The 19,916-nt window shown below is 45.5% G+C and carries 24 protein-coding genes; 1 reads left to right on the top strand and 23 read right to left on the bottom strand.

Features of this window, described 5'->3' with window-relative positions:
• Nucleotides 1–2 precede the first annotated feature (2 nt).
• The 11 genes from hisG to NQ556_RS07775 form a co-directional block, all read right to left on the bottom strand.
• Nucleotides 3–659: an ATP phosphoribosyltransferase gene (hisG, locus tag NQ556_RS07825; RefSeq protein ID WP_008370560.1), complete on the bottom strand. Its 657-nt coding sequence runs from the start codon at nucleotides 657–659 to the stop codon at nucleotides 3–5.
• A 10-nt stretch (nucleotides 660–669) separates the two neighbouring features.
• Nucleotides 670–1,908: an ATP phosphoribosyltransferase regulatory subunit gene (gene hisZ / locus NQ556_RS07820; protein ID WP_204575943.1), complete on the bottom strand. Its 1,239-nt coding sequence runs from the start codon at nucleotides 1,906–1,908 to the stop codon at nucleotides 670–672.
• Nucleotides 1,909–2,056: 148 nt separating this feature from the next.
• Nucleotides 2,057–2,596, bottom strand: a complete 540-nt coding sequence (locus tag NQ556_RS07815) for a Holliday junction resolvase RecU (RefSeq protein WP_008370565.1) — start codon at nucleotides 2,594–2,596, stop codon at nucleotides 2,057–2,059.
• Nucleotides 2,569–3,594 carry an RluA family pseudouridine synthase gene (locus tag NQ556_RS07810; protein WP_008370566.1) on the bottom strand — a complete coding sequence of 342 codons (1,026 nt, stop codon included), beginning with the start codon at nucleotides 3,592–3,594 and terminating at the stop codon, nucleotides 2,569–2,571. The genes NQ556_RS07815 and NQ556_RS07810 overlap by 28 nt, the downstream gene beginning before the upstream one ends.
• Before the next feature lie 21 nt (nucleotides 3,595–3,615).
• Nucleotides 3,616–4,191 carry a hypothetical protein gene (locus tag NQ556_RS07805; RefSeq protein ID WP_008370567.1) on the bottom strand — a complete coding sequence of 192 codons (576 nt, stop codon included), beginning with the start codon at nucleotides 4,189–4,191 and terminating at the stop codon, nucleotides 3,616–3,618.
• 12 nt (nucleotides 4,192–4,203) lie between these two features.
• On the bottom strand, nucleotides 4,204–4,983 hold the full coding sequence (locus NQ556_RS07800) for an SDR family NAD(P)-dependent oxidoreductase (protein WP_008370568.1): 780 nt from the start codon (nucleotides 4,981–4,983) through the stop codon (nucleotides 4,204–4,206).
• 24 nt (nucleotides 4,984–5,007) lie between these two features.
• The gene (locus tag NQ556_RS07795; RefSeq protein ID WP_008370569.1) at nucleotides 5,008–7,059 is read right to left on the bottom strand and encodes a YgiQ family radical SAM protein; all 2,052 of its coding nucleotides are present in this window, start codon (nucleotides 7,057–7,059) and stop codon (nucleotides 5,008–5,010) included.
• A complete protein-coding gene (locus NQ556_RS07790) occupies nucleotides 7,059–7,727 on the bottom strand; it encodes an HAD family hydrolase (RefSeq protein WP_008370570.1) in 669 nt (222 codons plus the stop codon). The genes NQ556_RS07795 and NQ556_RS07790 overlap by 1 nt, the downstream gene beginning before the upstream one ends.
• The gene (locus tag NQ556_RS07785; protein WP_008370571.1) at nucleotides 7,721–8,425 is read right to left on the bottom strand and encodes a pseudouridine synthase; all 705 of its coding nucleotides are present in this window, start codon (nucleotides 8,423–8,425) and stop codon (nucleotides 7,721–7,723) included. Before NQ556_RS07785 ends, NQ556_RS07790 begins: the two co-directional genes overlap by 7 nt.
• Complete coding sequence (locus NQ556_RS07780) at nucleotides 8,422–9,807, bottom strand: RsmF rRNA methyltransferase first C-terminal domain-containing protein (protein WP_044998785.1); 1,386 nt, start codon at nucleotides 9,805–9,807, stop codon at nucleotides 8,422–8,424. Before NQ556_RS07780 ends, NQ556_RS07785 begins: the two co-directional genes overlap by 4 nt.
• Before the next feature lie 38 nt (nucleotides 9,808–9,845).
• Nucleotides 9,846–10,664, bottom strand: a complete 819-nt coding sequence (locus NQ556_RS07775; protein WP_022220617.1) for a M23 family metallopeptidase — start codon at nucleotides 10,662–10,664, stop codon at nucleotides 9,846–9,848.
• Nucleotides 10,665–10,783: 119 nt separating this feature from the next.
• Between NQ556_RS07775 and NQ556_RS07770 the strand changes: the two genes are divergently transcribed.
• Nucleotides 10,784–11,722 carry a sporulation integral membrane protein YlbJ gene (locus NQ556_RS07770; RefSeq protein WP_022220618.1) on the top strand — a complete coding sequence of 313 codons (939 nt, stop codon included), beginning with the start codon at nucleotides 10,784–10,786 and terminating at the stop codon, nucleotides 11,720–11,722.
• 5 nt (nucleotides 11,723–11,727) lie between these two features.
• Here the strand turns inward: NQ556_RS07770 and NQ556_RS07765 are convergent, their stop codons facing one another.
• From NQ556_RS07765 to trmD, 12 genes are all read right to left on the bottom strand, one after another.
• The gene (locus NQ556_RS07765; RefSeq protein ID WP_008370579.1) at nucleotides 11,728–12,339 is read right to left on the bottom strand and encodes an ATP synthase subunit B family protein; all 612 of its coding nucleotides are present in this window, start codon (nucleotides 12,337–12,339) and stop codon (nucleotides 11,728–11,730) included.
• A 29-nt stretch (nucleotides 12,340–12,368) separates the two neighbouring features.
• Complete coding sequence (coaD, locus tag NQ556_RS07760; RefSeq protein ID WP_008370580.1) at nucleotides 12,369–12,848, bottom strand: pantetheine-phosphate adenylyltransferase; 480 nt, start codon at nucleotides 12,846–12,848, stop codon at nucleotides 12,369–12,371.
• Nucleotides 12,849–12,852: 4 nt separating this feature from the next.
• Nucleotides 12,853–13,461: a 16S rRNA (guanine(966)-N(2))-methyltransferase RsmD gene (gene rsmD, locus NQ556_RS07755; RefSeq protein WP_008370582.1), complete on the bottom strand. Its 609-nt coding sequence runs from the start codon at nucleotides 13,459–13,461 to the stop codon at nucleotides 12,853–12,855.
• A gap of 122 nt (nucleotides 13,462–13,583) precedes the next feature.
• A complete protein-coding gene (locus NQ556_RS07750) occupies nucleotides 13,584–14,483 on the bottom strand; it encodes a mechanosensitive ion channel family protein (protein WP_022220620.1) in 900 nt (299 codons plus the stop codon).
• Nucleotides 14,484–14,486: 3 nt separating this feature from the next.
• Nucleotides 14,487–15,344 (bottom strand): peptidoglycan editing factor PgeF, encoded by an 858-nt coding sequence (pgeF, locus tag NQ556_RS07745; RefSeq protein ID WP_008370586.1) that lies wholly within the window; start codon nucleotides 15,342–15,344, stop codon nucleotides 14,487–14,489.
• Nucleotides 15,345–15,405: 61 nt separating this feature from the next.
• The gene (locus NQ556_RS07740) at nucleotides 15,406–15,783 is read right to left on the bottom strand and encodes a YraN family protein (protein ID WP_022220621.1); all 378 of its coding nucleotides are present in this window, start codon (nucleotides 15,781–15,783) and stop codon (nucleotides 15,406–15,408) included.
• Nucleotides 15,784–15,824: 41 nt separating this feature from the next.
• On the bottom strand, nucleotides 15,825–16,586 hold the full coding sequence (locus tag NQ556_RS07735) for a ribonuclease HII (protein WP_008370588.1): 762 nt from the start codon (nucleotides 16,584–16,586) through the stop codon (nucleotides 15,825–15,827).
• Nucleotides 16,579–17,154, bottom strand: a complete 576-nt coding sequence (gene lepB, locus NQ556_RS07730) for a signal peptidase I (RefSeq protein WP_008370589.1) — start codon at nucleotides 17,152–17,154, stop codon at nucleotides 16,579–16,581. Before lepB (NQ556_RS07730) ends, NQ556_RS07735 begins: the two co-directional genes overlap by 8 nt.
• Nucleotides 17,147–18,004: a ribosome biogenesis GTPase YlqF gene (gene ylqF / locus NQ556_RS07725; protein ID WP_008370590.1), complete on the bottom strand. Its 858-nt coding sequence runs from the start codon at nucleotides 18,002–18,004 to the stop codon at nucleotides 17,147–17,149. The genes lepB (NQ556_RS07730) and ylqF overlap by 8 nt, the downstream gene beginning before the upstream one ends.
• Before the next feature lie 14 nt (nucleotides 18,005–18,018).
• The gene (lepB, locus tag NQ556_RS07720) at nucleotides 18,019–18,612 is read right to left on the bottom strand and encodes a signal peptidase I (protein ID WP_008370592.1); all 594 of its coding nucleotides are present in this window, start codon (nucleotides 18,610–18,612) and stop codon (nucleotides 18,019–18,021) included.
• Between the two features lie 68 nt (nucleotides 18,613–18,680).
• Nucleotides 18,681–19,028 (bottom strand): 50S ribosomal protein L19, encoded by a 348-nt coding sequence (gene rplS, locus NQ556_RS07715; protein ID WP_008370594.1) that lies wholly within the window; start codon nucleotides 19,026–19,028, stop codon nucleotides 18,681–18,683.
• 98 nt (nucleotides 19,029–19,126) lie between these two features.
• Nucleotides 19,127–19,897, bottom strand: coding sequence for a tRNA (guanosine(37)-N1)-methyltransferase TrmD (trmD, locus tag NQ556_RS07710; RefSeq protein ID WP_055157163.1), 771 nt, complete (start codon nucleotides 19,895–19,897; stop codon nucleotides 19,127–19,129).
• Nucleotides 19,898–19,916 lie beyond the last annotated feature (19 nt).

The raw sequence follows: 19,916 nt of genomic DNA, 5'->3' as shown, positions 1-19,916 counted from the left end.
CATTAAGCCTCCCTTTTTAATATACTTCTGAGTTTATAAAGAAGTTCCTTGATCCTGTCATTTTCCAGACGCATGCTGACCGGGTTTACGATCATACGCGCTGATAATGGGCAAACCTCATCGAGAACTACAAGTCCGTTCTCCTTCAGGGTGGATCCGGTTTCCACGATATCCACGATCACCTCTGAAAGGCCAACGATCGGTGCAAGTTCAATCGAACCGTTCAATTTGATAATCTCTACCGTCTGGTGTCTGGTATTATAAAAATAATCCTTTGCAATATTCGGATATTTTGTTGCCACGCGGATCAGTTCGTGATTCTCCAGATATTTTTTCGCATCTGCCGGTCCGCATACGCACATCCTGCATTTACCAAAACCAAGATCCAGTACCTCATGTACCTTCTTTCCCGCTTCCAGAATCGTGTCTTTTCCGACCACGCCGATGTCCGCCGCACCATATTCTACATAGGTCGGTACATCCGGTCCCTTCGATAAGAAAAATTTGAGTTTTAATTCTTCATTCACAAAAATCAGCTTTCTGGAATTTTTATCTTTCATTTCCTCACAGGTGATCCCCAGTTCTTCCAGAAGCTCCAGTGTCTGTTTTGCGAGCCGCCCCTTACAGAGCGCAAATGTCAAATATCTTGTGTCTTTCATCGTCTCACCCCTACCCTACAATTTTCTCTTCGCCGGTCATCAGGTTCACCAGCTGCACATCTCCTTTGCTGCGAAGATACAGCATGCTTCCTGCAAGATTGCGTTTTCCATAATCCACATAGAATTCCAGCGACTTATCCGATGCTTTCTGAAGGATCTGGGTATTCTTGTCCTTCCCTCTGAATTCCATGGCAAGCTGGATTGCATCCTTCAACCGTTCTTTATCATATAAGATCAGGGAACTCTTCTCGCCACTTGAGATCTGGATCTTCTGGCGGGAAAGTGCGCTCATCAGTTCATCTACTACGATCGCAAAACCGATCGCCGGCTCTTCTTTTCCAAACTTTTCAACCAGGTGGTCATAACGTCCGCCTTTTACAATGGCATCCCCGGTCCCAAAAGTGTATCCCCGGAAGATAATACCGGTATAATATCCGTAAATTCCGCTCATGCTCAGATCAAACGTAATGTACTGTTCCATTTTGTAGACAGATAAGATCGCGTAGATTTTTTCGAGCCGCCGGATTGCTTTCATCGCTTTTTTGCTTGGTGCTACCTTTTTCGCCTCCTCCAGGATCTCCACACCACCGACCATCTCTGAAAGTGCAGAAAATGCTTTTCTTGACACCGGTTTTGCATCAGCCTCTTCTAAAAGTTCGTCTACACCGAAAAAGTTCCGGTTGTTAATCAGCTCACGCAAACGTTCTTCTGTCTCATCATCAATCTCGGATTCCTCGATCAGACTCTGGAAAAAGTCTACATTTCCTATACTGATCTGAAATTCTTCCAGTCCGGCATTCTTCAGACAGTCAATGACAAGTGCCAGCATCTCCGCATCAGCGTCCGCCGCATCCAGTCCGATCATCTCCGCGCCCATCTGGGTACTTTCCTTTAATCGTCCCTGATAACTGGAATGATTGATAAATGTATTCCCCACATAGCAAAGCCTTGCCGGGAATTCATCATCCTTAAATAAAGTTGCCGTCGCACGTGCGATCTGCGGAGTGATATCTGGTCTTAACACCAGTGTGTTGCCGTCTCTGTCAAAAAATTTATATAATTCCCTTGAAGGAATGGTTCCGATCTCTTTTCTGAATACATCAAAATATTCATACATAGGAGTCTGGATATCATGATATCCGTACAAATGCAGAGTCTTATGAAGTCGGTTCTGAAGTGCCAGCTTTTTGGCGCATTCTTCGTGATAAATGTCTCGGACCCCTTCGGGTGTATGTAATAACTGCTCCATAGATTGTAACTCCTCTTTTTTGTTTATTTGTCACTTTAGCATGTTACCATATTAAAACGTGGCCTTGTTGTATTATACGAACTTTGACGCGGCTTGTCAAGCCTGCATACTCAGAAGTTCTATCCTGCTAATCTCTTTTCCATGCTTCTTATCTTTCTTCCCGGTGATCCAGATCCTTCTGGAGCATCTCCAGATACGGAACGAATACGCCCTGCCTTAGCTGCATAAAATATTCCTCATCCAGTTCTTCAAAGCGTACGCTTTTCCGTCCGCCCTGCTTCATCCGCTCCCAAAACACTTCTATTTCTTCAAAACGCATGTAATAAAGCAGGTTTTTTGTACTGTAATAGATAAGAAAAAAGGAAATTCCATCCTGTTTTTCAAAATCCCGCATAAAGTTCATCTGGTGTTCATGGATATTGTGTAGTGGAAAGGTATCCATACTGCACTCTTTTGCGTCAAAACATACGGGAATTCCCTGTACTGCTCCAATATAATCGACCGTACTGCGCTGGTCAAAATAGGCCAGCGTGATCTGGCGGTGATCTTTGTCCATTCGTACCGGAGTGATCGGCGTCGGGATTTTCTGAATGAGCGCCAGTCCCTGCTGCTGATAGCGTTCATTCGTCCGGTTAATAAAATCCTCCAGGGTTGAACCTCTTAGCCCTCTTGAATTCCAGGTTCCCATTCTAATCCTTCTCCTTTTATGATGGTTGTAAATCCTTCCGGAAGAGGCGCGGTAACCTCCTTTTCCGATACCTTTGCAAGCGCATCCTCTCTTTTCGGGAACTGCATTTTCCATGCATGTAAAAGTTGATATTTTAACGCATATTTTTTCCTGAAAATAGAATTGACCTTTGGATTACCATACTTGCTATCCCCGATGATCGGATGACCGGTCGAAGACAGATGTGCACGGATCTGATGGGTCCGTCCCGTGATCAGATGCACCTTCAGAATCGTCTGCTGACCATTATCCGCAAGCGGAATATACTCTGTGGCTATCGGCTTTGCCTCGCCTTTTGCTTCTTTCAGAATTTTCACCTGATTGGTCATCTCATTTTTCAGAAGATATCCTTCGATCTTCTGACGGTCTTTTATCACCCCATCCACGATCGTGAGATAATATTTTTTCACGGTCCTGTCTCTTAAAATCTCGCTGAGCTGCTGTAATCCCGCAAGGCTTTTCCCTGCGGTTACAAGACCACTGGTATTCCGGTCCAGGCGGTTACAGACAGATGGGCGGAAAGTAGCAAGCTCAGCTAGTTTCAGATCGCCTTTTTTCAGCAGATACGCGATCATATATTCATTCAGGGAAAGGTCAGACGGTGCTGCTTTCTGGGAAAGCATGCCTGATGGTTTGTTCAGGATCAGAATATCCGGATCCTCATAGATTACCGACAGCCGGATGCTGCTTTCCATTGCCCGTGCAAGATCTGCCGGAAGCTGCTTTTCTGCTCCCGGTGCCCCTGCGAATTTCTGCCAGGTATCATCTGAGAGAAATACTTCAACCTGGTCTCCTTTTGTCAGTTTTTCATTTCCCTGCGCTTTTTTCCCGTTTAACTTGATGTTCTTTTTCCGCAGCATCTTGTAAACAAAGCTCATCGGCGCATTACTTAAATATTTTCCAAGAAGCTTGTCCAGACGCTGTCCTGCTTCATTTGCCGAAACGGTTATTTTCTGCATGCTTTTAATTCCTCCTGCCTTTTACAGTGAAATGTCCAGAAGGAGTCCTTTGATCATCTCTTCGTGTTTTCTTGTATCCTGCTGTTCTACAGAAGCAATGTTGTTCATTCCCTCGGCGCGGGTCAGAAATGCTTTGTAATCATGGAAAAGCTTGACCACCACCTTGTCGAACTGGTTTTGCTTCATAATGGATTTGATATGCTTTGCGGCATAGTCCACATCCACTTTTTTCACCGGCACATAGCCACAGATCGTATTGTTATAAATTGCAACAGCTGCTACCGGCATTGCCTTTTTCTCACTGGTGATCACAAGATCGTATGCAACGGTAAGTTCTTCGGTAACAGCCGAGATTTCAAGCTCAGTTGCCTCATCGATGGAATCGTGCGGCATGACCATGATCAGATTGACCAGGATCCGGCTTGCCGGAAGACATCCGAGTACCGCTACTACAGTGAGCAGATTGAGCTTTGTCTTTGTTGTCACATAACCGGCGATCACCAGTGCGGCAACCAGTCCAAAAGAGACAACAGCTTCCAGTATCAATAATCGTTTTCTTCTGCGCAGATAACCTGCATCTCCTTTTTGTATCTTCATCTTGTCTTTCGCTTACTCCTTCGTTATTTTCTCCATCACTGACATGGCTTTTAAGATCATTCCGTGCGGAAGTACTTTGGTAGCAGCTTCTGCCCCTTTCATTGCCATGCCATATACAGAAACCTCTTTTTTATATTTGGCATCAATGAGCGCCTGCTTTACAACCTGTACCGGATCTGCCATCACAGCCTCTTTCATGCCACCGGGCAACTTCCCTGACACTTCAAAAAACGGGGTGTCCACAGGTCCCGGGCAGACCGCTGTGACGAAGATTCCTTTTTCCTTAAGTTCAGCTGCAAGGCTCCTTGAAAAGCTCAGTACATACGACTTCGTCGCTGCATAAACTGCGAATTTTGCCTGCGGGCAAAAAGCTGCTGCGCTTGCCAGGTTGATGATCCTGGTTCCTTTATGCATCCAGGGCAAACAGGTACAGGTCATCTCGGTCAGTCCCCGGCAATTCAGGTCGATCATGCGGAGCTGAAGTTTCTTGTCTTCCTTTGCAATCTCCTCTACTGTCCCGGTCTTTCCGAATCCTGCTGCATTGACCAGCATACGGATATCAGGATTCTGATTCTCCAGCCGATTTTTCACCTGCTTGTATACCAGATCCTCTTCCATGTCCCCTGCAAAGATCCGGATATAGGTCTTGTGGCTTTTCTTGATCTCTTCCAGCTTCTTTTCACTGCGGGCAATCACCCAGATTTCGTCCAGTTCCTTGTAAAAACGTTCAATCTGTCTGACAAATTCTTTTCCCATGCCGGAGGATGCCCCGGTAACAATCGCAATCTTCATAAGCGGTTCTCCTTTCTCCTGTGACTACTTCCGTTTGTGTACATTACGGATGGATTTCTTTTTCTGCGGTCTTGACGAGGACTCACCTCTGCCGTTTCCTGTAGATGCAGGCTTTGTATTCTTATGCCCTGCATTTGAATTTTTATAATTTCCGTTTGTCTTTCCTGGATTTTTGTTATTTCCATTCGGGTTTTTGCTCTTTCGGTCCGTACCGCCATGAGTTCCGCCATGGTTTCTTCCGCTGTATCCATTCTTCTCCTGCATTTTTTCCGAATGAAGCTTTCTCGGACGGATCAGACATTTTTCATCGAATCCTACCAGATCCATACGATCCGCAATTCGCAGTGCCTCCATGACCAGATCATAATTCTTCGGGTTCCGGTACTGGATCAGTGCTCTCTGCATCGCTTTTTCATGCGGATTCTTCGGCACATACACCGGCTTCATCGTCCGCGGATCTACACCGGTATAATACATACAAGTGGAAATCGTAGACGGTGTCGGGTAGAAATCCTGTACCTGCTCCGGCATATAACCGAGATCCCGCAGGTATTCGGCAAGCTTTACCGCTTCTTTCATAGTAGAACCTGGATGGGACGACATCAGATACGGAACCAGATACTGTTTAAGTCCTAGCCTTTTATTGATCTCTTCGTATTTGTGGGTAAAACGTTCATAAACCGCATTTTCCGGCTTGCCCATCATCTGAAGAACCGGGTCTGCTACATGCTCCGGTGCAACTTTCAGCTGACCGCTGACATGATACTGACACAGTTCTTTGAAAAACGTGTCATCCGGATCCGCCAGCAGATAGTCAAACCGGATACCGGAACGGATAAATACTTTTTTGACTCCAGGTATCTTTCTGAGATCCCTGAGAATGCTTAAGTATTCTTTATGATCTGCGATCAGATTTTTACACGGCTTTGGAAAAAGACACTGTTTGTTCGTACATGCCCCATATTTTAACTGTTTCTTACATGCCGGTGCACGGAAGTTCGCGGTCGGTCCGCCTACATCATGAATATATCCTTTGAATTCCGGATCTTCCGGAAATGTCTTTGCTTCAGCGATCAGTGATTCCTTACTTCGTGTCTGAATGATCCTTCCCTGATGGAATGTCAGTGCACAAAAACTGCAGCCTCCAAAACATCCCCTGTTGCTGATCAGACTGAATTTGATCTCCCGGATTGCCGGAACTCCACCTGCCGTCTCATAAGATGGATGGTAGGTCCGCATGTAAGGAAGTGCGTAGACATCATCCATCTCCTGCTGGGTCAGCGGTTTTGCCGGAGGGTTCTGTACCACATACAGATGATCCGAATAGGGCTCAACCAGCCGCTTTCCGGAAAATGGATCTGTGTTGCAGTACTGTCTGTAAAAGCTTTTGGCGTACAGGAGCTTATCTTTTTTCATCTCTTCATACGGTTCCAGAATCTCTGCATCATACACACTGTCCAAATTCTTGACCTTGCAGACTGTTCCATCGATATAGGTAATGTCCTTGATATCCAGTCCGGCATCCAGTGCCTCTGCAATCTCAATGATCGAGCGTTCACCCATTCCATAAGAAACCAGGTCTGCACCCGAATCCAGAAGAATGGAACGCTTAAGCTGGTTGGACCAGTAATCATAATGTGCAAGTCTTCTAAGACTCGCCTCGATACCACCCAGAATGATTGGTGTCTTCTTATATGTCTGACGGATCAGATTGCCGTACACAACTGCTGCATAATCCGGTCTCTTTCCCATCACTCCGCCCGGTGTATAAGAATCCTGCTGCCGTCTTTTCTTTGATACAGAATAATGGTTGACCATGGAATCCATATTTCCCGCCGACACCATAAATCCAAGCCGCGGCTCTCCAAATTCTGTAATACTTTCTTTATCCTTCCAGTCAGGCTGTGCAATGATCCCCACGCGGAAGCCATGTGCCTCTAAAAGGCGGGTGATGATCGCATGTCCAAAAGACGGGTGGTCTACATAGGCATCTCCGCTTACATAGACAAAGTCTACCTGATTCCACCCCCGTTCTTCCATCTCTTTCCTGCTGATCGGTAAAAATCCATGATTCATTATAATACCTCGTATGTCTGATTGGTAATGTCTTCATAGCTGTGAATAAAATAGTCGGCAAGTTCCCGCTTTTTCGCATCCTGTGGGCGTGAAAACCAGTCGTCCACCGCGCATACACGCATTCCTGCATTTTTCCCGGCAAGGATTCCCATCGGAACATCTTCAAATACCAGACAGGCAGAAGGATCTGCACCCAGCTGCCCAGCCGCCTTCAGATAAACATCCGGTGCCGGTTTCCCTTTATTCACTTCGCAGCTTGTACAGATCGTATCGAAAAGATGGGTGATCTGCCTTGCCTTTAAAAATTCTTCCACCAGTTTCCGGTCATTGCTGGTTGCGATTCCTGTCCGGATCCCTTTCTCTTTCAGCATCTCCAGAAATTCCTTTACCCCTGGCTTTAGTGTGACCTCTTTTGTATATTTATCCACAGACATATCATACCATTCTTTTTTGATCTCCTCCACAGTATGCGGAAGCTCCGGAAAAATTTTCAAAAAGTACTGCGCTGTCTCGGTATAGCTCATCCCTTCCATTGCCTCATGAAAATCTTCCGGCGGATTCAGATGATATTTTCTGATATAATCTTCATCTATCGCTGTCCACACCCACATGGAATCTACCAGAGTCCCATCCAGATCAAAAATGACAGCTTTAGTATGCTCTAACATAATTTTTTTATCTCCTCTTCGGTCAGTGACCGGTATTCTCCCTTTGTAAGTGTCTTATCCAGAGCAAGGCTTCCCATAGAAAGCCGCTTCAGATAGATTACCTCTTTGCCGACTGCATGAAACATCCGCTTCACCTGATGGAAACGTCCTTCAGTGATCGTAAGCTCGATTTCCGACTCCTCCCCACTTTTCAGGATTCGAAGATCTGCGCTTTTAGCCGGCGTATCGTCTCCGATATCCACTCCATCTGCAAATGCTTTCACATCAGATTCATCTACCTTTCCCTGTACTTTCGCATAATACACCTTATCCACATGCTTTTTTGGGGAAAGCAGGCGGTGTGCCAGTTCTCCGTCATTGGTGATCAGAAGAAGTCCTTCCGTGTCCTTATCCAGACGTCCTACCGGGAACAGATCATTTCTTTTTTTATCTGTGATCAGATCCAGAACTGTCTTGTCCCGGTCATCTTTTGTTGCGGAAATAACACCTGCCGGTTTATAGAGCATATAATACTCTTTTTTAGCGTATCCAATCTGTTTTCCTTCAAGACTTACTTTCTGTGTAGTCTCATCGATTTTAAGTTCCGGTTTTTTCACCGTCTCTCCATCAACCATAACACGTCCGCTGCGGATCAGCTTTTTGATTTCACTTCTGGTTCCCTGCCCCATCTCGGCAAGATATTTGTCTATGCGCATCATGCAGACTGATTCCTCCATCCAGGCAGATATTTGTTCTTCAAAGTTCCGTTCGTGACTTTTCCCCATCCAAGCGGGAAACCGTCTGTACAGATCAGATGCCAGCCTTTTGCCTTAGCCGGAATCAGATCCTCCACATCGATTGTCTCGCCTTTCAGATAACGCATCAGTCGGTCATCATCAGAAGACAGGTTCAAAGTATGCGCGTACTCTTCCATTTTCAGGTTCATCGCCAGTGCCTGGCTCGGTTCAAAACGCTTTTTCTTCAGTTCACCAAGGAGAAGTCCGCTTCTTAAAAATCTTGCGCCTTTCAGTTCCGGAAGATTCTCCGGCATATAGTACACGCGCTCTCCATGGATATCCAGTCTCCACGGCTTCAGATCCCACTTTACATCACGGAAGAATTCCTCCAGCTCTGCCGGGATTTTCTTCGCTTTCTGCTCTGCGACCGGGGAAGACGGGCAGATTGCATCCTCACTCTTTTTCAGCAGTGCGAGGTAATGTCCCTCCCCTTTCATATGATGTGGAAAAATACGGACAGTCTTAGCAAAATCCGGATCCTTTGACTTGGTTACTTCCGGCCTGCCCGGTGCAAATCCTTCATATTCTGCGATTTCCTGAATCTCGAATTCCGGATATTCACCGAGCAGATATTCGATCGTCCCCTCATTCTCCAGTGGATCAAACGTACAGGTTGAATACAGCATCATGCCACCCGGCTTTAACATTCTTGCCGCCTGGGTGATAATGCTTCTCTGCAGCTTCGAGAAAAATTCCGGTCCATGTTCTTCCCAGGCGCGTACCATCTTCTTATCCTTACGGAACATCCCTTCCCCGGAACACGGCGCATCGATCAGGATCTTGTCAAAATAACCGCTGAAATAGCGTTCCAGTCGTCCAGGTTCTTCACTCATGACCAGCATATTGCCGATTCCGAAAACTTCCAGATTCTTTAAGAGTCCTCTTGCTCTGGAGCTGCTGATATCATTTGCAACCAGAACACCTTCGTTCTGAAGCTTCGCTCCAAGCTCGGTTGCTTTTCCACCGGGTGCGGCACAGACATCCAGTACCCGGTCCCCCGGTTCTACCGGAAGACGGTTCGCCGGTGTCATTGCACTCGGCTCCTGCAGGTAATAAAGTCCTGCAAAATAATACGGATGCTTCGCAGGAGATATCTTCTCTCCGTCATAGTAAAAACCGTTGTCGATCCACGGGATCGGTGTGATCTCAAACGGACAGATTTTCACAAAATCCTCCACAGAAATCTTCTCCGTATTCACACGAAGTCCATAATATCTCGGCTCGTCATAACATTTTATATAATCCTCAAATTCATCTCCGAGGAGTGCCTTCATCTTCTCTTCAAATTCATTTGGTAAATTTATCATTCTTTCGTCCTCCATATCATTTAAGTATAGCATAGTTAGAAAGAACAGGAAAGTTTTTTCTCCCCGGCAAGTCTTAAAATCCAATAGGGATTGTAGCTGGTTTCTTCGCCGTCCGGATAGAGATAAATCCCCAGATGCAGATGCGTGGCAAACATCCCTTTCGTCCCCTCCGGACCATATCCGGTATTTCCCATAAATCCAATGATATCCCCTGCCTTCACCTCGTCCCCCTCCTGATAACTTCCATAAGAGTCCAGATGTGCATAATAGAAATATGCACCGGACGGTGCGGTAATCCCGATCCTGTATCCTCCCTTTTCCAGCCAGCCTCTTGCCGATACTACCCCATCTGTCATACTCACAACAGGATAGAGACCGGGGATATCTTTCGATGCCATCAGATCACAGCCTTCATGTCCCCTTTTTCCTCCGTAGGTGCGCTCTCCCATCCAGCTGTCCACAAAAGATACCTGATACTGTGGATGTTTCGGTGATTCCGGAACAGGAAAATAGCGGATATCATTCCAAAGAGCTGTACAGATCTTTTCAAAAGATTTCCACTCTTCTTTTTCCGACCATTTTTCAAACAGCTCTTTTTCGTTATCCTGTGGAAACAGGCTGTTTTCCAGAAAATAAATGGCATAAAGTCTTCCTCTTTTTTCATGATCTGTCTTCGCAAGAACCTGGAAAAACGCCTCCTCCATCCCAAGCTTTCTGAATTCTTCTGTGCTTCCTGTTTTTAGGTTCAATCGGTTTTTTTTAGCTTTCTCGTTGATCTGTATACTTGCTGCCACGCAAAAAATCAGCAATAAAAAAAGGAGCAGAAGCGATCTGCGTTCCAGTCTTTTTTTCAAGATTTCTCCATTTTTCTTTTATTCTATTCACACTGAATCTCTTCTATGCACATGTGCCCCGGTATATCTGTCTGCGTTTTTTCATAAACTATTGCAAAAGAATACGGCAGGTATACACGATGAAAACAAAAAAACTGTCTGTGTTTTTTCTGATCGGACTTTTCCTTCTGATGCTTTTTTCCCCGGAAACCGTTGCCACAGGTGCCGCAAACGGACTGCTGCTCTGGTATAGGCAGGTGCTTCCGGTGCTCTTTCCTTTTCTTCTTATAACCGGTCTTTTGATCCGCACAGAGAGCATTTCCCTGATCAACCATGCCCTTTTTCCGATTCTGAAGCCTTTTCTTGGCATTTCTGAAAAGGCTTCTTTTTCGGTGGTCTGTGGATTTCTCTGTGGCTTTCCAGTAGGGGCAAAATCCTGCTCTGACCTGACTGATAAAGGGGAAATTTCTTCTGCTGAAGGAGAATACCTGCTTTCCTTCTGTAACAATGTCAGTCCTGCGTTTCTGACCGGGTATGTGGCAGTACAGAGCCTCAAGCAGCCTGAAATGGCGCAGATCTGTCTGCTTTTTCCTATCCTTGCCGCACTGTGCTGCTCCTTTTTGTTCCGCAGATGGTATCTGCCGCGGAATCCTTTTGCGGTCGTAGAAGAACAGGCTGATCCCAGACAATTTCTTCCTTTTTCCGAGGCTCTTGACGAAAGTATTCTGTCAGCATGTGATTCCATCACGAAAATCGGCGGATATATGATCGTTTTCTCAGTGCTCATTTCTTTTATGGCAGAACTTTCCTTTCAGAATTTCTTCTGGAAATTGTTGCTTCTTCCCGGAGTGGAACTGACCGGTGGAATCCGCATGCTCTGTCAGCTGGACCTTACTTCTGAACTGCGGTTTCTTCTCATCATGGCGCACTGTTCTTTTGGAGGAGTCTGCGCGCTTTTCCAGACAAAATGCATGATCCGATCCCAGAACTGGTCTTTTCCTCGCTATATAGCAGAAAAGCTGATTACCGCAATGGTAACCAGCCTGTTCGCTTGTTGCTATATGAAATTGTTCGGATAAAGAACTTATTCTCTCTGTCCCTGGTCCGTCTGTCCGGCTTCTCCGCCGAATTCTGCTTCCAGTCCGCGTGAGGACTTATCCGGAACTTCCAGTTCTGCACGGTTGTTACGGACAACATCATAACATTCCTGAAGGGATGTTACCAGACTGTCATACTTGCTTGTGTAACTGTTCAGTGTATGACCGATGATGCTTTCAGCATTGGCAAGAAGATCATCTGTATACTGCACTGCCCCGATACGAATATCGTTGGCATCATTAGTCGCATTATCCAGAATCTGCTGTGCCTGGTCTGTTGCTGCCATAACGATCTCGTTTGCCTGTGCGTATGCCTGCTGCATGATCTCATGCTCGCTTACCAGTTCACTTGTCTGTGCATGTGCTTCTTCAATCATGCTTTCTGCTTTCTGTTGTGCATCCGCAAGGATCGCATCCTTGTTCGCAATGATCTTCTGATAACGCTTGATCTCATCAGGTGTCTTCATACGAAGTTCACGGAGAAGTTCATCGATCTGGTCTTTATTCACGATAATCTTTGTAGTTGATAATGGCTGAAACTTACAGCTGTCAATGTACTCTTCAATTTCTTCAATAATCTGCTCAATACGGCTGCTCATAATTTTGCACTCTCCTTCTTGTCACAGACCTACTGTGACATCTTTTCTTTTATACTTTTGGCGACAGTCTCCGGCACGAACTGGGAAATATCCCCTCCGAAAGCTGCGACTTCTCTTACGATTGTAGAGCTAAGGTAAGAATACTTGAGATTGGTTGTAAGGAACATGGTTTCTACTTCCGGTTCAAGCTTATGATTCGTCTGTGACATCTGGATCTCATATTCAAAATCTGTGATCGCACGCAGTCCGCGAATCACAAGACGTGCCTTTTGCTGTCTTGCAAATTCTACAAGCAGCCCGTCGAAAGGCACTACTTTCACGTTGCCGAGATCTTTTGTCACTTCCTTTAACATTTTAACACGTTCTTCTACAGAAAACAACGGGGTTTTTGCTTTATTCATCAATACTCCGATTATAAGTTCGTCTACAATTTTACTGCTCCGGGTAATAATATCCAGATGTCCGAAAGTTACCGGGTCAAAGCTTCCCGGATAAATCGCTCTTATCATGAGTCTACTCCTCCACAGATATAAATACATGCATATTGGTCTTGTATTTCTTTTGTTTGATCATTAAAAAACCAAGTTCCTCCAAATAAGAAAAATCAGTCGCCAAAGATGCTTCCACGATGATCAGTGCATCCTTTTCCAGCAAGTCTGATTTTGCAAGATAAGTAAGCACCTCTTTTTCCAGCATATGGTTGTACGGTGGATCCATAAACACATAATCGAATTTTTCTCTTCCATCCAGCCTGCGAAGTGCCGAAAATACATCCTCCCGGATTACTTTCGCCTGGTCTGCAAGCTGTGTCTTTTTCAGATTCTCCATAATGCACTGGATCGCATTCGGATTGTTTTCCACAAAAACCGCCTTTTTTACACCTCGGCTGATCGCCTCAATCCCGATTGCCCCGCTTCCGGAAAAAAGATCCAGAAATGTACAGTCGCAGAGTCCGTGTGCGATCATATTGAATAAGGTTTCTTTGGTTCTGTCGGTTGTCGGACGTGTCTCCATTCCTTTTACCGTCACAAGTGGTATTCTTCTGGCTTTCCCTGCTATGACTCTCATCTTATCGTTCTCCTGATTTATGATGTCAGAAACTACTCCATCATTCCAAAACATAGGGTGTTTTGTCTTTTAACCCTGACAACATATTATACTTATTTGTGATTATTTTGTCAATTTCTCCGCTTGTATTTTACCAGATACATTTTTTATATCTGTCTTTTTTCAGATACAAAGCTCTACTTTTCCGACTCCATATGTGCCTGATGGACAGTGATCTGCTGATATGGAATAGCAATATGATTTTCATCCAGTGTCAACTTGATATTTTCCAGCATCCGCCATCTTGTCGGCCAATACTCTTCACTTTTTACCCAGGCACGGACACCAAGCACCACTGAACTGCTCCCAAGCTCATTTACAAAGACATTATGTTCCATACTCTGGATGACGGACGGATCATTTTTTACAAGTCCCTGCAACAGTTTCTTGGCAAGGCACAGATCCGCTTCATATGCAATATCCACCTTCAGATCCAGCTGACGGTAATCTTTGTCCGTCACATTGGTAAGGCTTGTGTTGGCAAGTGTTCCATTCGGCACAATGATCGTCTTGTTGTCAATGGTGGCAAGCTTAGTGTAGAAGATCTGGATCTCTTTGACCGTTCCTTCATTGCCATGGCTGTCTTCTATAATATAATCTCCGACAACAAAAGGCTTCAAAAATAAAATCAGCATCCCACCGGCAAGGTTGGAAAGACTTCCCTGCAGGGCAAGACCAACTGCCACGCCTGCCGATGCAACCGTTGCTGCAATCGATGCAGATTCTACACCGAGCGAATTGATAATTGCCAGAAACAGCAGAATATGAAGTCCGTATTTCAACAGAGAATCCACAAACTGTCTTGCACCGGTATCCGAATTGGCGCGTTCCATGGATGCCCGCGTAATCTTGCGGATCCAGTTGATCACCTTATGGCAGATGATGAATATGAGCAGCGCCATCAGAATCCGGATTCCAAACGCAATCAGGTCCGGACCTTTCTCCTGAATGAATTTGTTAAATCCGGTGATTGTATCCACCGTATCCTGCACGGTCGCCTCTACCTCACTTCCTGCGGCTGTCTGTGTCAAAAGCATGTTTTATCCCTCCTTCAGTGCAATAAATGCTGCAAGATTCCCCCTCTTTCCTTTGGATGCGCGATGGGAAAATAAAAGCTCCGGGTTGCAACAGGTACACACATTAGTAACCGCCATATGTTCCGGTCTGATCCCTGCATCTGTGAGAACCAGTTCATTTGCCTTCCAGAGATCCAGCTGGAACTTTCCATTCTCCTTGGCATAGAACAGACGGTCATATTCAGACTCTCTGAAATTTGCGCGGAACATATCGATCACATCTTCACTGACTTCATAGCATTCCTGACAGATGGACGGTCCCACACAGGCAAGGATATTCTTTGGATCACAACCGAATTCTTTCTGCATCTTTTCAACCGTCACCTGTCCCATCCGGTTCACAGTGCCTCTCCAGCCGGAATGGCTTGATGCTACCACCTTTTTCACCGGATCCAGAAACAGAAGCGGTACACAGTCCGCGTAAAATGTCACCAGACAGATCCCCGGTACATTTGTGATCAGTCCATCTACATCTGTGTAATCTTTTTCTCTTGTAACACCTTTGCCGGCATCTTCTCTTGTCACGATCCGTACGTTCGTCGTATGGGTCTGATGCGTGCAGACCATATGCTCCGGCTTCACGCCGATTGCAGCTGCTATTCTTCTGTAATTCTCGTCCACATGCGCGGGATCATCCCCTCTGGTATAGCTCAGGTTCATGCTTCCCAGGAAACCTTCACTCACTCCTCCAAGTCTGGTCGAAATTCCATGTTCTACAAGCCCTTCCTTTTCAAGGATCGGATATTTGAGAAATGGTACGCCAGCACTTATGCATTCGTCAAAGATATGCTCCTCGTTTTTATATTTTAATCCTATTTTCATCTGTACTCTCCCGTATTGTGATATCTGCAGGCAGCCATCTGCCTTTCCCCGGTATCATAACTCATACAATTCCAAAATCTCCGCAGTACTCAAATGCATTTTTCCGCAAAGAAATCTTATTCCCCGCGATTCCTATTACATCGAAGCGGCATGGTATCTCTGTGCAGCCGTTCTTCATCAGATAATAAACGGCCGCTCCGGACAGGCGCATCTGTTTGGGCACAGATACCGCCTCCAGAGCAGCCGAAAGCCCTCCTGTTTTGCGAAATTTCACCTCACAAAAGACCAGATATTCTCCGTCTTTTGCAACAATGTCAATCTCCGCATAACGGCAGCGGAAATTATACTCCAGTATCCGATATCCTTGCTTTTCCAGAAATTCACCTGCTATTTTTTCATATTTTGTACCGGTCCTTCGCCGGTTTTTTTCATTCTCCATTCGCCTTTTGGATCTGATCTTCTACCTGTTCTGACGGATTTTTATACGAAGTGTCCGATAAAACTTCTTCTGTGGATCGGTGTCGGTCCAAGCGTCTGAAGCGCTTTGATATGTTCTGCTGATCCATAACCTTTGTTGGACGCGAATCCATATCCCGGAAGTACCTTATCATACTCTTCCATCAGACGATCTCTTGTTACCTTTGCCACAATACTTGCTGCAGCGATGGATACGCTTTTCGCATCTCCCTTGATGATTGGAACCTGTGGAATCACAACCTCCGGAATGGTAACTGCATCATTTAAAAGCAGATCCGGCTCGACTTTCAAATTGCCAATCGCCTGACGCATGGCTTCGTAAGTTGCCTGCAGAATATTGATCTCGTCAATCCTTGCAGGGGAAGCCATCCCGAGACCTACCGCAACTGCTTTGTCCATGATCTCATCATAAAGCTCATCTCTTTTTGCTGCGGAAAGCTTCTTGGAATCATTTATATAAAGGATCTCGCACTCTTTGGGCAGGATCACGGCTCCTGCAACCACCGGACCCGCAAGTGGTCCCCTTCCCACCTCGTCAATTCCACAGATAAACGCATGGTCAGCATATTTTTCTTCGTACTGACGCATTTTCGCAAGGCGCTCTTTTTCGGCAAGCAGCTTTTCCTTCTGCTTTCTGTACTTTTCCAGAAGTTTTTGCACACCAGCTCTGTCATCCGGCGCATAGACCTTCATCAGCTGCTCCCTTTCGGCATCCTCTGCCATTTTTAAACGGCTGTCGATCTCTTTGATACTTTCTTTACTCATGCTTTATCACTCCGATTTTGTTGAACGGATAAATTCTTACCCAGGCACGCCCGATCAGCATATCACGGGTAAGTACACCCACACTTGCCACACGACTGTCCGAGCTGTGATTCCGGTTATCTCCTAGGACAAAATATTCATCATCTCCCAGTTTAATCGGCTCTGCTGCAATTCCCGGATCTTCCATCACCTCTGCACCATAATGTTCATCCAGCTTTTTGCCATTAATATACATATATCCATCGATTACCTGCACAGTCTCACCGGGCAGTCCGATGATACGTTTGATATAATAGGTATTCTCTGCATGTTGGTAAGGGAATACAATAATATCATATCTCTCCGGATCGCGGAAGCGGTAGCTGAGCTTATCCACGATCAGGTTATCTCCGTCTGAAAGTGTCGGCTCCATTGAATGACCGTCTACTTTTGTGCGCTGTCCGACAAAGGTGACGATCACCCATGTCAGCAGAACAATGACCAGAAGATACAGAAGAGTTCCTCCCAGTGATCTCCATATACTCTGCTCCTGCTCCGGAGCTTCTTCCTTGTTGTCTTCCTTACTCATTTGTATACTCCTTTACAAATTCAAGTGTGATCCTTCCAAGTCTTCCATTTCGGAAATCATCCAGCAGCATACCAGCTGCTTTTGCGGTATCTAATTCATTTCCACGCACCAGACAATGGCGGCTCTCAGCAATTGCTTCCAATACACTGTAGCTGTTCTGCTTTTCGTTGATCGTATATTTCTCAGCAAGAACACCCGGATAAGCATCCTGCATAAAGCTGATCAGCTCCGCCGCAAGCTCTTCCAGATTCATGATCTCATCCTTGATCGACCCGATAAATGCAAGGCGCAGTCCCACCTGCTGGTCCTCAAACTTCGGCCAGAGAATTCCCGGTGTATCGAGAAGCTCTACGTTCTTGTTTAGACGGATCCATTGCTTTCCTTTGGTCACACCCGGTTTGTTACCGGTCTTTGCACAGGCTTTTCCGGCAAGTGCATTGATAAAAGTAGACTTTCCGACATTCGGGATTCCGACTACCATCGCACGGACCGGACGGTTCAGAATCCCTCTCTTACGGTCACGCTCTGTCTTTTCTTTACATGCTTCCTGGATCACTCCCTGAATAGACTTAATCCCACCGCCTTTACGGGAATTAACCTTAACTGCCGAATATCCTTTTCCACGGAAATAGCCGATCCACTCTTCTGTCTGCTTCTCATCTGCAAGATCTGCCTTATTGAGCAGGATCAGTCTTGCTTTATTCTTTCCAAGTTCATCGATGTCCGGATTCCGGCTGCTCATCGGAACTCTTGCATCAACCAGTTCGATCACAAGATCGATCAGTTTGATATTCTCCTGCATCATCCTTTTGGCCTTTGTCATATGCCCCGGATACCATTGAAAATTCATCCAGTTTCCTCCTTCTATTTACCAAGCAGTCCGAAACGGTCTTTCGGGGAAAGGATAAACCATACTTTCCCTTCAATCTCGGAACGCTTTACATTTCCAATATCAGCCATCCGGCTGTCTTCACTGCTCTCCCGGTTGTCGCCAAGGACAAAATACTCATCTCCACCGAGAACGATCTTCTCACTGGCAATACCTGTATCTGCAATTGCAGTAGTCTCATACTTTTCATTCAGCTTTCTGTTGTTGATATAAATCTCTCCATCCCTGATCTCAACACTTTCGCCCGGAAGTCCGATAATCCTTTTAATATAGGAATGAAGGTTCTCATTCCCCTTTGGTTTGAACACGATAATGTCTCCGCGCTTCGGTGTACTGGCATCATATACGATCCGGTTTACCAAAACCACATCCCCATTCCGAATCACCGGGTTCATGGACTCTCCGATATTACTGATCTGATGCCCGAAATACCACACAAACACAAATGCGCACAGGCAGACGAGCACAATTTGGAATACCCATCCAAATACTTCGGGAATCCATTTCAAATTGATATGTTTTCTATGCTTTCTGTCAAATCTGAGTTCTTTTCTTTTTCTATGTCTCATCTGTTATCATATCCTATATTAGCAAAAGGGACAAGTACCTGTCGTATTTGTCCCTCTTTAAGCATTTACTATTTTACTAATTCTTTAACTTTTGCTCTCTTACCTACACGATCTCTTAAGTAGTTCAGTTTTGCACGTCTTACTTTACCTTTACGAACAACTTCTACTTTTTCAACGTTTGGTGAGTGAAGCGGCCATGTCTTCTCAACGCCGATTCCGTTAGAGCTCTTTCTTACTGTAAATGTTTCTCTTGCTCCGCCGCCCTGTCTCTTTAATACAGTACCTTCGAATACCTGAATTCTCTCACGGTTTCCTTCTTTGATCTTACCATAAACTTTTACAGTATCTCCTACGTGGAATTCCGGAGCATTTTCTTTTAACTGAGCTGCTTCAATGTTCTTAATAATTTCGTTCATGTGTGAACCTCCTTCATATTTTGACGTTCTTAATACGCTTTTCTATCGTATCAGAGGACCATCTCTGTTTTCATCACAACGTGCTATATATTAACACATTATTCTTCATTTTTCAAGTCTTTTTCTCGATTTTCTATAATCTCTTCTGCAAGTTCTCTTTCTTTCATGGTAAGCTCTGCGTCTTCCAGAAGGTCCGGACGCCATTTTGCAGTACGGATCACGGACTGCTCTCTGCGCCATTTCTCTACATTGGCATGATGACCGGATAAAAGGATTGGTGGAACCTGCCTGTCGTGCCAGATCTCCGGTCTGGAATACTGCGGATATTCCAGGAGATTGTCCTGAAAACTCTCAAATTCTGCAGATACATCATTATGCAGAACACCCGGAATCAGGCGGGATACCGCATCCACGATCATCATTGCCGGAAGTTCACCGCCTGTCAGTACATAATCGCCGGCTGACACATAATCCGTTACGATCTCCTCCAGCACACGTTCATCGATTCCTTCGTAATGTCCGCACAAAAGCACCAGTTCGTCTTCTTTCGCAAAATCTTCTGCCATCTTCTGGTTAAACGGCTTCCCCTGCGGGGAAAGATAAATCACACGTGGTCTCTTTCCTTCCGGGAGGGCTGCTTTTTCCTGAATGGCAAGATAGGTCTGGTAAACCGGCTCTGCCTGCATCAGCATCCCTGCGCCGCCGCCATACGGATAATCATCCACACTGCTGTGCTTGTTAAATGCGTAGTCCCGGATATTCCAGGCTTCAATCTCAAGAATTTTATTCTTCACGGCTCTTCCGATAATACTGGTTTCCAGACCGTTCATCACCATCTCCGGAAAAAGCGTCATGATATCAAATCTCATATTGTTCTCCTACTATTCT

The organism is Coprococcus comes ATCC 27758 (assembly GCF_025149785.1).
Lineage (GTDB): Bacteria > Bacillota > Clostridia > Lachnospirales > Lachnospiraceae > Allocoprococcus > Allocoprococcus comes.
The sequence above is the reverse complement of the archived record's forward strand: the minus strand, read 5'-3'. Positions and strand labels throughout refer to the sequence as shown.